This window comes from Oscillibacter ruminantium GH1 (genome assembly GCF_000307265.1).
In the GTDB taxonomy this organism is placed as follows: Bacteria; Bacillota; Clostridia; order Oscillospirales; family Oscillospiraceae; genus Oscillibacter; species Oscillibacter ruminantium.
The window spans coordinates 816860-829108 of record NZ_DF158896.1 but is presented as its reverse complement, the minus strand read 5'-3'; the positions used below and the strand labels follow the sequence as shown (position 1 = coordinate 829108).

Below are 12249 nucleotides of genomic sequence, written 5' to 3'. Positions count from 1 at the left end.
CCTGAGTATAAATTTGAGGAGGTAGTAACATGAAAAAAGCTCTCACTCTCTTGTTAGCGCTTACCCTGTCCCTGTCTCTGGCCGCCTGTGGCGGCAACGGCGGAAGCTCCGCCGCGTCCACTCCCGCCGCTTCCGGCTCTGCCAGCGCGGCAGCCTCCGGCGAGGCCGGTGTCGTCTCCATCGAGGGGAAGACCGTGGCCTTTATCCCCAAGCTCACCGGCAACGCATTCTTCGAGGCCGCCAACAACGGCGCGCAGGAATACGCCAAGGACTGGGGCATTACCATTGATTACATGGGCGACGCCACCGCTTCCGTCTCCGCGCAGGTGGCTGTCATCAATCAGGCCATCGCCAACGCCGTGGATGCCATCTGCATCTCCACCGTGGACGCCGCCGGCGTGTCCGACGCGCTCAAGCGCGCCACCGAGGCAGGCATCACCGTCTGCACCTGGGACTCCGACGCCAACGGTGAAGACCGCGCTCTGATGGTTTCTCAGGGCACTCCCGAGGTGCTGGGCCAGATGCTGGTGGACATGTCTGTCGCCGGTCTGAAGGAGCGGGGCGTCGATCCCGAAAAGGATGAAGTCACCTACTGCTGGCACTATTCTCAGGCTACCGTCACCGACCAGAACTCCTGGCAGGTCGCCGGTGAGAAGATCATCGCCGAGAAGTATCCCAATTGGAAAAATGTGAATCCCGACAACTACTATTCTGAGCAGGATGCTGAAAAGGCCATCACCGTTGGCGAAGCCGTTCTGGAAGCCTATCCCGACATCGATCTGATTATCTGCAACGACTCCACCGCTCTGCCCGGCCAGCTGCAGGCTGCCGAGAACAAGGGCTACAACAAGGACAGCGTCACCATCACCGGTTTCGCCTCTCCCAACGCCATCAAGGAATACTGCAACAACGGCACCCTGTATAACTGGGGTCTGTGGGACTGCGGCGTGCAGGGCGGCATGGGCTGCTATGTGGCGGCATATCTGGCTGCCGGCAACACTGTGAAGGTTGGCGACGTAATCTCCATCCCCGGCATCGGCGACTGCGAGGTTCTGCCCAACGACAGCATTTCCGCCGGCGCGACCACCGCGGACACCAACAACGGCGTGGTCCTGCTGCCCGAGGACACCATCTACACCGCCGAGAACATGAACGACTACAATTTCTAAAAAAGGACTATTTCTACACTGAGGAGGAATTTTATTTATGGCAGATCTGGAAGGTTTGAAGGTTGCGAAGGATTATCATCAGGAAATCCCCTTTGCTAATCAGAACGGCTTCTACGTCAAGGGCGCCAATAGTCTGGACTGGGGCATGAAACGCCATCTTTCCAACATCTTCAATCCCAAAAGCGGGAAGACCGTGATGTTCGCCTTTGATCACGGCTATTTCATGGGGTCCACAGCCGGTTTGGAGCGTTTGGATCTGCTGCTGCCGAAGCTGGCCCCCTATGTGGACTGTTTCATGGGAACCCGGGGAGCCATCCGTTCTTCGGTGGCGCCGGAGCTGTGCCGCGCCGTGGCGCTGCGGGTCACTTCCGGCTCCTCCATGCTGCAAGACGATTTGAGCCACGAGGTCGTGGCGGTGGATATTGAGGACGCCATCCGCATGAACGCGGACTGCATGGCCTCCCAGACCTTCATCGGCGCGGACGGTCAGCTCTCCAGCATTGACAATCTCAGCCGCATCATCAACGCGGGCATGCGGTACAGCATTCCCACGCTGGGCGTGTGCGCCGTGGGCAAGGATATGGAGCGGACGGACCGGTTCTTCAAGCTGGCCACCCGCATCATTGCGGAGATGGGCTGCCAGATCGTCAAGTCCTACGACTGCGAGAACTTTGAAGAAGTGGCGGCCGCCTGCCCGGTGCCTATCGTGGTGGCGGGCGGCAAGAAGCTGCCGGAGCGTGAGGCGCTGCATCTGGCCTATGACGTGATCCAAAAGGGAGCGGCTGGCGTGGACATGGGACGCAACATCTTCCAGAGCACCCATCCCGTGGAGATGGCAATGGCAGTGAGCAAAATCGTCCACGAAGGGCTCACCGATGCGCAGGGCTGGGAGTTCTTCCAAGGCCTGACGCACGCTTGATTCCATATGCGGCTAGGGAGAGGCAGACCGTCAGGCCTGCCTCTCCCTTTCAACTCCGTACAGAATAGGAGACTTTTCTATGGCGCTTCAAGTGCTTGAAATGGTTTTACCGGTGGCGGTGATGCTGCTGCTGGGGAAATATTGCAGCTATCGAAAACTGTTGGACAGAGCGGGTCTTGCGGGCATCAAAGCAGTCATCAGCGACCTGTGCCTCCCTGTGGTGCTGTTCAACGCCTTTTCCTCCGCCCATTACAGCGCCGCGGTGGCGGTGACCTTCTGCGTGATCTATGCGGGCTTCGGTCTTGCGCTGGCGGTGGGCTTTCTCCTGCGCCCTCTGGCAGGAACGCGCCGCCGATTTTTTCCGCTGCTGGTGACCTCCGCCGAAGGCGGAATGCTGGGCTATGCGCTTTACGGCGTGCTCACCGGCAGCTCTGTGGGTTTTGCCTCAGTCGATCTGGGACAGACCGTGTTTGCTTACACGGCATTTCTTGCCGCGCTGAAATCCGTAGACGGTAAAAAAGTCCACGCCGGGGAACTGCTCAGAAACATGCTGCGAAACAAGTGCTTTCTGGGGATGGCGCTTGGCATCGTTGTGGGGGCCAGCAGCCTTGGCCGCGTACTTCTGGGTACGTCTGTCGGCGGTGTTTTCACCGGCGTGATCTCCATGCTCACCGCGCCCACCAGCGCGCTGGTGCTTTTGGTGGCGGGCTATGAGTTGAATCTCCGGGCAGAGCTTCTGGCTCCGGTTTTAAAAACCGTTTTCTGCCGTCTGCTGATTATGGGGATGCTGCTACTGGGTGTGAGGGCTCTTCTGATGCGTCTCATCCCTTTCGACCGGTCGCTGGATTTGGCACTGATGATCCTCTACGCTCTGCCCGCGCCATTTATTATTCCACTATTCGCAGACGTGGGAGACGACGGGGAGTACATCTCCACCTCCCTCTCCGTCCACACACTTTGCACCATGCTGCTGTTCGCTCTCATCGCGGCTTATGCGCTGTCCTGAAAAACGCGGAGATTCATAGAAAATATGGATCTCCGCATTTTTTATTTCAAACGGAATCCCTGCAAAATTTTTCGTACTTTTGTTCTATTATTTGCTTGACAAAAACATACGTTCGATTTATAATAATCTCAAATTAGAACATAAGTTCCATAGGAGGTTTGTAAAATGACTGGTTGGACGCTGTTTTTTATTATGGTGGGTGTGGGATTCCTGACAGCCCAGTTATTTCGCATCATCGACGCTATCGAGCGCCCCTCTCGCCGTCCTCGGCGGGCCGGGGCCCGTTGAGCGCTTGTTATGGAGCTGCTGGAAAAACTGACAATCCTTTCCGACGCCGCGAAATACGATGCCGCCTGCACCTCATCCGGCGTCCGCCGGGGATACCAGGAGGGGTATATCGGCAACACCTCTTCCTCTCTGGCCGGCTGCTGCCATACGTTTTCCGCCGATGGCCGGTGCGTCACGCTGTTAAAGGTTCTTTTGACCAATCGGTGCGTGTATGACTGCAAATACTGCGTCAATCGACGCAGCAACGACACAAAGCGGGCCGCATTCACGCCGGAGGAGCTGGCGGAGCTTACCATCGGGTTCTATCGGCGGAATTATATTGAGGGACTCTTTTTGTCCTCCGGCGTTCTCCGCAGTCCCGATTACACCACGGAGCTGATGATTCAGGCTCTGCGCATTCTGCGGGAAACCTACCGATTCAACGGTTATATCCACGCCAAGGCCATCCCCGGTACAGCGCCGGAGTTAGTGGAACGCTTGGGCTTTCTGGCCGACCGGTTGTCGGTGAACATCGAACTCCCCTCGGAAACCGGACTGAAAACGCTGGCTCCGGACAAAACAAAAGACGCAATCCTCGCACCTATGCGGCAGATTCAAACCCGCACAGCCCAAGGCAAAGAAGAACTGGTAAAGTACCGCCACGCGCCGAAGTTTGCCCCCGCTGGGCAGAGCACCCAGATGATCGTGGGCGCAACACAGGATTCCGATCTCCACATTCTACGGCTGACGCAGGGGCTGTATGATCGCTACCGGCTCAAGCGAGTATTCTATTCCGCTTACGTCCCCGTGGTCGAAAACACGCTGCTCCCCTCCAAGGATACCAAGCCGCCCCTTCTGCGGGAACACCGGCTCTATCAGGCAGACTGGCTTTTGCGGTTTTACGGATTCCGGGCAGAAGAACTTCTGGACGATCAAACGCCGGATTTCAACCCACTGGTGGACCCTAAATGCAGTTGGGCATTGGCCCATCTGGATTTTTTCCCGGTGGAAGTCAACACAGCGGATTACGAGACACTTCTTCGCATCCCCGGCGTGGGCGTTGTCTCTGCCAAGCGCATTCTTGTTTCTCGACGGGCGGGACGTTTACAGGTGGATGACCTGCGCAAGCTGGGTGTGGTGATGAAGCGGGCGCAGTATTTTCTGACTTGCCGGGGCCGCATGGCAGAGGGTCTGCGGTTCACGCCGGAGAGTCTCCTGCACAATTTGATTGCGGCAGAGCGGCCCGCTCTGCCCGGTTCCGGGATGGAGCAGCTCTCTCTGTTTGGAACGTGAAAGGCCGTGAAGAAATTGGAGACGATTTACCTTTATGACGGCAGCTTTAAAGGCTTCCTCTGCTGCATCTTTGAAAGCTATGTTCACAAAGAGGTTCCATCCGACATCGTACCGGAGGAAAGCGCCTGTCCCACGCTGTTTGAAACCCGTTCTATTGCGACGGACGAGAGCCGTGCGCTCCGCGTCTTCCGCAAGGTCGCCGTTCTTTCCGGCGAGGCGGCGCTGCTTTTGCGCCGTGGATTCCTCACTTGTCTGGAACGCCGGGAGATGCGCCTCTATCAGCTGGTTGCAAAGCTGCTGCGGGAGGGGCCGGGCTTTCTCAAAAATTTGGCGGATGAAACGCTGCTGCCGGTTTTGAAAGCTGTCCGCCACTTAGAGGGCGAGGCCCAGTTGCTGCGGGGCTTTGTCCGTTTTTCGGAGTATTCCGGTGTTTTGGGCGGGGAGATTGAGCCGAAAAATCGTGTTCTTCCTCTGCTCCGCTCCCATTTTTGCAGCCGTTTTCCCAACGAACAATTTTTTATCTACGACCGCACCCATCAAGAGGCGCTGTTTTATACCGCCGGGAAGGCGGTCATCGTGCCGCTGGAACGGTTTGAGATCGCCCCGCCGGACGAAACGGAGGCTTCCTATCGGCGGCTGTGGAAACGATTTTACGACACCATCGCCATCAAGGAGCGGGAAAATCCCCGCTGTCGAATGACGCAGATGCCCAAGCGCTACTGGAACACTATGACAGAGTTTCAGGACGAAACATTTTTCATTGCTCAAAAAAGTATAAACGGAACCGCGATATCGGCTCCGCCTTAGAATGATGAAGACAGCAGGGCTTTATTTCAGCCCTGCTGTCCGCTCTTTTTTCACCAGATGCGTTTTCGGCTTTGGCCGTTACTTTTGAGCAGTCAGGTCCAACTATTTTTATTTTGTACCATGCTGCCATAATTATTTTAGGGAAAATGGTCGAAATAAGAGATAGGTATTCTAAGCATCGGGTGTTGCCCACCGATGAATCGGTGAGCGATAGAAAGGGGTATTATGCCATGGCAGTAAAAGAACATGTCAAAAATGATTCCCAGGAAGTCAAAGTGAAGCGTCGCCGCCTGACGTCGCAAATTCCAGCCGTGATCGCAGCGGCAGTCTTGGCCATTGTGGCAATTATGTGTCTTTGCTTCAACATTCTATCGAGAAATACCGTTACGGATCTCATGGACAAGGAAATTGAGTACATTGCGGACCAAAACGCGCAGACCGCCCGCTCCTATCTGGAGAGTATGAACGTATATGCCGAGGCTCTGGGCAGCGACGTGCAGCGGTATCAGACGTTTGGCCGGGACGTTTCAGAGCCGATGATTATCGACGCGTTGAAATCCGTGGTCAAATCCGGGCGCGTCTTTTCCGCGTATTTTGCCTTTGAGCCAAACGTGTTCTTTCCAGATACCCCGAAGGGATTATCCTATTACGCCTATCAGGACGGTAGCAGTATTACGATGGATATCAACAACGATTATTCCATCTATCAGGACGGCGACTATTACGCCCCCACCAAAGAGAGCAGGCAGACCCACATCACCGCGCCTTACATCTATGAGCTTTCCTCCGGCGAAAGCGTTTGGCTGATTACACTCAGCACCCCTGTGCTGGACGACAGCGGGCGCTTTCTCGGCGTTGCCAACTGCGATATTCAAACAGAGAGCATTGGCTCGCTGGACTATACCACGGGAGGCTATTCTACGGCATACAGCTGCATTCTGGATAACGCCGCCACTTATATCGCCCACACCTGCGACGATTCCATTATTGGAACGCAGGAAACAGCCGCTTCGCTGGCAGATGCGCTGCCCGCAGTTCTGGGCGGTGAGAGCGTCATCAAAGAAATTTCCAATCCCTATTTCCAAAACGGCCGTGCGCTGGCCATCTATCAGCCCATCGCGCTGGACGGAACCGATCTGCACTGGGTAAGCTCATTTGTCATCAATCAATCCGAGGCGTACTCCGCCGTGACGCAGATCACCATTGCGCTGATAGTTCTCGGTCTGATTGGCATCGGGGTGCTGACACTCCTGTGCTTTGCTATCATCCGCAGATCCCTGAAGCCCATTGCACCACTGATGCGTCTGGCGGAAAAAATCGGGCGCTATGATTTGTCCGAGGATGCAGAGCCTTATCAGTTCCCGAATAATGAAATGGGCGACTTGGCCTCCGTATTCCTCAGCATGTCTGACAAGCTGAAAGCGGTGATTTCCGACGAGAGCTATTTGCTGGGTGCAATGTCCGCCGGAGACTTCACCGTGCAGTCCCGCTGCGCGGAGCAATACGCAGGAGAACTGCAAAAGATTTTGAATTCCATCAACCAGATTACCACTACGCTGGGCAGTACACTTTCAAAGATCGACACCGCCTCAGACAATGTCTCCATCAACGCGGAGCAGGTGTCCGCCGGTGCGCAGACGCTGGCGCAGGGCGCGGCAGAGCAAGCATCCTCCGTTGAGGAACTGGCCGCCACCATCACGGAAATCTCCGAACAGATCAGCGGAACCTCCAAAAATGCGGAGGAGGCAAGCTGCAAGGTCGATGAGTCGGGCGCGATGATGGATCAATGCGAGGGCCAGATGAAGGAAATGGTTGCCGCGATGAGCGAGATCAGCGAGAATTCGCAGCAGATCGGCCGCATCATCAAAACCATCGAGGACATCGCGTTCCAGACGAATATTCTGGCGCTGAACGCCGCCGTGGAGGCCGCGCGGGCCGGAGAAGCCGGCAAGGGCTTTGCCGTCGTGGCGGACGAGGTGCGCAATCTTGCCGGAAAGTCCGCCGCTGCATCTCAGGATACCGCCGCTTTGATCGAAGCCGCAGTGCAGTCCGTGGCAAAGGGCGCAGGTATCGCCGACGCCACCGCCGTGACGATGAATTCCGTGGCGGAGAACGCCAAAATTACCGCCGAAATGGTGGGAAAAATTGCGGAGGCCGCACAGCAGCAAGCTGTCTCCATTGCGCAGGTAACGCAGGGCGTGGATCAAATTTCCAGCGTGGTACAGACCACCTCGGCCACCTCGGAGCAAAGCGCCGCCGCCAGCGAGGAGATGTCCGCGCAGGCACAGGTGCTGAAAGAGCTGGTGAGCCAGTTCAAGCTGACAAAACACGAACATGTTCCCGCTGTCGAAAGCGCCGCGTCGGATCACTCCGCTCCGGCCTGCTCTGTCGGAAAATACTGAAGTAAAAGAGGCAGGCGTACAACCCAGTACGCCTGCCTTTTTTAGCTGCTCGTTCATCAGGCAGAACTCAGCCATTTCAATTTCCCGGGTTCTTTTCCGCTTCTCGCTCATCGCACCATGGATACGCTGGCAAAAGCGCCTCAGTCCAGTTGGGAGGGCTATGACGAGTTGCGGGCAAAGGCACAGGAATGCCCCCTGACCACAATGCCGTGGACGGCATTGCCATTGAAAACGCAAACCATTTTATCAGGAAATCCATTCGTATAAGGACATCTTCGACTCTCCGTTCCTCTCTGCGTTCATGGGGATTTCAACTATATTCCCATGGGTCGGGTACTGGGGGCCACACCGGACGGTTGAAAACACGGCGAGCCATCCAGCGAGGGCGTGTCCCCTTACACGGGGACCGACAAATTCACGCTCTTGGAGGCCATACGCTCCACCGCCAAGGTGAATCAGGAGATTCACTTCGGTGGCACGCTGCTGAACCTGCGGCTGAATCCCGAGCTTGTGGCTACCAAGCAGGGGCAGGCAACCTTGGGGGCCACGATCCAAGCCCTGTTCTCTCTAGGGGCGTTTCATGTACAGTTCAGCTGCATCTTCTCCGATACGCTGCGAAAAGCGCAGGCGCCACCGTCAACTGACCGGCGCGGACAACGACCTGATTTGGAAAAACATTCGAAAAACAGCGGCACCGGGCATCCCCGTAGTATCCCATCGGCAGCAGAGCGGGCAGCTGATCGTGACGCGTTCCTTCGCTTTATCTGAAGAGCAGGGAGAACGAACGGAATGACAGCTGCTTTACCGGAGGCTTTGAACCTGATGATTGCCGCCGACCTGCGGGAACTTCTCCACACAGGACCTCGCATCGCCGCTGCTTACCCCGCATGAATTGTGCAACATTATCTTCCTGTGGCAATATGCCGGGCTTGTGCCGACGGATGCCTCCATTTTAAGGATATCTGTGCATTTTCTCCGCGCATATAAACCCCCTCTGATGTAGTTCTTTTTTCCTACATCAGAGGGGGGGTTGATTACCCGTTTCGGCTGGTTCGGTTCATTTTTCCGAACCTTATTTCCCAATGCTAGGCTTCAAACACCCGTCGCAGCCGCTCCAGTCCCCGCCGTTCCAGACGGGAAATCTGCACCTGCGACACATGCAAAACTCTGGCGGTCTGCTCCTGCGTAAATCCTCGGAAGTAGCGGAGCAAAATCGTCATCCGCTCTTTTTCCGGCAGCCTATCCACCGCTTCGCGCACCGCAATGCGCTCCACGATTCCGTCCTCCGGCGCCTCAGTCCCCAGCATTCCCTCCAGCGCAAGGCCGTCCTCTGTCTCCCTCTGAAGAGAATCCGGCAGATCAGTCGCCAACTCCGTATTGGCAATTTCCTCCGCAGTCAGGCCTGTGGCCTCCGACAATTCGGACAACACCGGTTCCCTTCCCAGTTCGCTGCGCAGCCGTTCGCGCATGCTGTACAGCAAATTTGCCCGTTCCCGGATCGTTCGCCCCACCTTAATCGTGCCGTCGTCTCGAAGAAACCGGCGGATTTCTCCTGCGATTTTAGGCACGGCATATGTAGAAAAGCAAGTCCCGTAGGTGAAGTCAAACCCCTGCACGGCTTTTAGAAAACCCAGACAACCCAGCTGATATAGGTCGTCCGCTTCCACGCCCCGTCCGTAGTACCGCCGCACGATGCTCCAGATCAGGCCGCTGTTTTCCTCCACCATCCGCTCGCAGGCCTGCCGGTCACCCTCCTGCGCCGCCCGAAGCAGATCCAGCGTTGCCTGACCACTCATCGCTGACCCGTTGCTCGACTGGCGATCTTCTTTTGCATCGTCACCGTCGTTCCCCTCCCCGGGTTGGAGCGTACAGTCAGGCCATCCATAAAGCTCTCCATAATTGTGAAGCCCATGCCGCTGCGCTCTTCGCCACCGGTGGTATACATGGGCTGCCGCGCTTTTTCCACGTCGGATATGCCTTTTCCGGCATCCTTGATTGTCACCTCCAGCACGTTGCCCTCACAAATTCTGGCTTTCAGCGTCACCCGCCCGATGGAATCCGGATAGGCATGGACAATAGCATTGGTCACCGCCTCGCTGACCGCCGTCTTGATGTCCTCCAATTCATTCAGGGTGGGGTCCATCTGCGAGGCAAAGCACGCCGTGGCCATCCGCGCGAATCCCTCATTGCTGCTGCGGCTGGGAAATTCCAACCGGATGTAATTCATGCTCTTCCTCATACTGTTCCCTCCTGTTTGATGTGAACCAGCCGGTCAATTCCGGCCGCGTCCATAACACGTTTTGCCTGCGGCTGTACACGGCAGACCAAAAGGCTGCCCTCCAGCGCATCCATGCACCGCTTTGCCCGCAGCAACAGTGCAATTCCCGAGCTGTCCATAAAGGTCACTCCATTGAAATCCAGCACCAGCCGACGCGGCAGCGCGGTGTCCACCGCTAACTCCAGCTCCCGAATGGCATTTTTAGCGGCATGATGGTCCAATTCTCCACTAAACTCCAGCAGCAGATTTCGATCAACGCTTTGTGTTCTGATGTCCATATTGCAAATCCCCTTTGTGAAAGCCTGATAATTCTTTTTGCAGCCCCCGCTGCATTTTGATTGTGTTAATTCTTTGGATACAAGAGACTCTGTTCATAAATCGCGATCTTCGTGATTTTTTCATGTGGACGCTCATTCGGTCAATTTATTATTTTCTAAAACCCCGCGAACACTCCACGGCAATTGCGCCGCAGCAGGATCAGCCCCAACAGAAAAAATCAATTTCGCTTGTCTTTGCGGCGATCATACCATAATTCAGTTTTTCTTTTCTGTCGAAAGTCTTTTGGTTTCCATAAAAATTTTATTATGGAAACCATTTTCGCATTTTTTCCTTTAGAATGGGTCCCCTCAAAGAACTGTCTCAGGTCAATTCGGCTGACCGTCACCACCGAAAATTATCAAAAAGAACGTTTCAACACATAATTTATGGATTCTTTTTCTAAAAAAAGTGCTCACTCTCTTGATTTTTTCATGTCAAACTGGTAAGATAATGCATATCACGTAAACGATTTACTTCTGATGGGCACGGCTTTCCCACTTCATCAGAAAATCAGGGAGTAACGGATGAAAAACATACAGATCACTGCGCTTGGTGAAATTTTGATTGACTACACGCCCTTGCCGGACTCTGACGCCGGCATGGCGGTATTTGAGCAGAATCCCGGCGGCGCACCGGCAAATGTATTGGCGTGTGCCGCAAAGCTGGGCCGCAAGACCGCTTTTATCGGAAAAGTGGGCGACGACATTCAAGGGCGTTTTCTGGCGGACACCCTGAACCAGACCGGCATTGACACCCGCGCCCTTCGCATAGACGGCCGCTATTTTACCACGCTTGCTTTTGTGGAGTTGGCGGAAAACGGAGAGCGCAGCTTCTCCTTCGCTCGAAAACCCGGAGCCGACACGCAGCTCTCTTCAGACGAGCTGGACCGGGATCTGATTTCCCACAGCGATATTTTGCACTTCGGTTCTCTCTCTTTGACGGATGAACCGGCCCGCAGCGCAACGATGGAGGCCGTGCATCTGGCGCGGGAATCCGGCGCAATGATCGCCTATGACCCCAATTACCGCCCGTTGCTGTGGGCAAGCAAGGCAGAAGCTATGAGGCAGATGCGCTCCCCCCTTCCGCTCGTGGACTTTTTGAAAGTTTCAGATGATGAAGTGGGCCTGTTGATTGACTGCGACGATCCCAGAACCGGGGCAGAGAAGCTGGTTGAGCAGGGGCTTTGCTGCGTGGTTGTGACAATCGGCAGCCAAGGCGCTCTGGTCGCCACCAAGGACGGAAGCGCCATGGTGGCCGGTTTTCCCGCCAAAGCCGTGGATACTACCGGTGCAGGCGATTCCTTCTGGGGTGGCTTTTTGACCCGCATCTCCGAAAGCGGCAAGCCTTTGGATCAGCTGACATTTCAGGACTTTCAGTCCTTTGCACGCTTCGGCAACGCCGCCGCATCTCTGTGTGTGGAAAAGCGGGGAGCTATGCCTGCCATGCCCTGCCGGGAAGATGTTCTCCGCCGTATGCAGAGCGCGGAGCACTGAGAGGCTTCGCCGCCCGCCTTTCTAAAGCGTTCAGAGCTGCTTTCGTCGCTTCGGGCGCTTGCAGGGGTACTTACCTTCCGCGGAAGCCTCGGAAACCTCCGCGAGGTTTTAACGGAATTCACGCAGGCGCTTTCCGCTCCCCCATCAAGCAGCAAGAGCCGGGACATATTGTCCCGGCTCTTGTCATAGCTTTTCAGTTTGTACGTTCTACACCACTCGCGTCTTTTTCTTTTGTAAGGAGGGTCTCCCTGCTCAAGTTTTATAGGGAATTTTTCTTGGTCTGATTACCTTTTACTA

The 12249-nt window shown here is 55.6% G+C and carries 12 protein-coding genes; 9 read left to right on the top strand and 3 right to left on the bottom strand.

Features of this window, described 5'->3' with window-relative positions:
• Positions 1 to 29: 29 nt before the first annotated feature.
• The 8 genes from ON16_RS03930 (at position 30) to ON16_RS16110 (ending at position 8631) form a co-directional block, all read left to right on the top strand.
• A complete protein-coding gene (locus ON16_RS03930) occupies positions 30 to 1169 on the top strand; it encodes a substrate-binding domain-containing protein (protein ID WP_040659548.1) in 1140 nt (379 codons plus the stop codon).
• Between the two features lie 37 nt (positions 1170 to 1206).
• Positions 1207 to 2088 carry a 3-hydroxy-5-phosphonooxypentane-2,4-dione thiolase gene (lsrF, locus tag ON16_RS03925; protein ID WP_040659546.1) on the top strand — a complete coding sequence of 294 codons (882 nt, stop codon included), beginning with the start codon at positions 1207 to 1209 and terminating at the stop codon, positions 2086 to 2088.
• Positions 2089 to 2167: 79 nt separating this feature from the next.
• Positions 2168 to 3094 (top strand): AEC family transporter, encoded by a 927-nt coding sequence (locus ON16_RS03920; protein WP_243441757.1) that lies wholly within the window; start codon positions 2168 to 2170, stop codon positions 3092 to 3094.
• A 165-nt stretch (positions 3095 to 3259) separates the two neighbouring features.
• Positions 3260 to 3382: a hypothetical protein gene (locus ON16_RS16235; RefSeq protein WP_274531944.1), complete on the top strand. Its 123-nt coding sequence runs from the start codon at positions 3260 to 3262 to the stop codon at positions 3380 to 3382.
• Between the two features lie 9 nt (positions 3383 to 3391).
• Positions 3392 to 4654 (top strand): putative DNA modification/repair radical SAM protein, encoded by a 1263-nt coding sequence (locus ON16_RS03915; RefSeq protein WP_040659545.1) that lies wholly within the window; start codon positions 3392 to 3394, stop codon positions 4652 to 4654.
• 6 nt (positions 4655 to 4660) lie between these two features.
• Positions 4661 to 5461 carry a TIGR03915 family putative DNA repair protein gene (locus ON16_RS03910; protein ID WP_040659543.1) on the top strand — a complete coding sequence of 267 codons (801 nt, stop codon included), beginning with the start codon at positions 4661 to 4663 and terminating at the stop codon, positions 5459 to 5461.
• 230 nt (positions 5462 to 5691) lie between these two features.
• Positions 5692 to 7863, top strand: coding sequence for a methyl-accepting chemotaxis protein (locus ON16_RS03905; protein ID WP_051131510.1), 2172 nt, complete (start codon positions 5692 to 5694; stop codon positions 7861 to 7863).
• A gap of 387 nt (positions 7864 to 8250) precedes the next feature.
• Positions 8251 to 8631 (top strand): glycine radical domain-containing protein, encoded by a 381-nt coding sequence (locus ON16_RS16110; protein ID WP_081579578.1) that lies wholly within the window; start codon positions 8251 to 8253, stop codon positions 8629 to 8631.
• Positions 8632 to 8948: 317 nt separating this feature from the next.
• On the opposite strand, the gene ON16_RS03895 is transcribed toward ON16_RS16110, so the two are convergent.
• Genes ON16_RS03895 through ON16_RS03885 form a run of 3 tightly spaced genes read right to left on the bottom strand, consistent with a single transcriptional unit; the run spans position 8949 to position 10419 of the window.
• On the bottom strand, positions 8949 to 9659 hold the full coding sequence (locus ON16_RS03895; protein WP_040659539.1) for a sigma-70 family RNA polymerase sigma factor: 711 nt from the start codon (positions 9657 to 9659) through the stop codon (positions 8949 to 8951).
• Complete coding sequence (spoIIAB, locus tag ON16_RS03890) at positions 9656 to 10102, bottom strand: anti-sigma F factor (protein WP_040659537.1); 447 nt, start codon at positions 10100 to 10102, stop codon at positions 9656 to 9658. Before spoIIAB ends, ON16_RS03895 begins: the two co-directional genes overlap by 4 nt.
• A complete protein-coding gene (locus ON16_RS03885) occupies positions 10099 to 10419 on the bottom strand; it encodes an STAS domain-containing protein (protein ID WP_051131509.1) in 321 nt (106 codons plus the stop codon). The genes spoIIAB and ON16_RS03885 overlap by 4 nt, the downstream gene beginning before the upstream one ends.
• A 564-nt stretch (positions 10420 to 10983) precedes the next feature.
• On the opposite strand from ON16_RS03885, the gene ON16_RS03880 reads away from it, so the two are divergent.
• A complete protein-coding gene (locus ON16_RS03880) occupies positions 10984 to 11952 on the top strand; it encodes a carbohydrate kinase family protein (protein WP_040659535.1) in 969 nt (322 codons plus the stop codon).
• Positions 11953 to 12249: the final 297 nt, after the last annotated feature.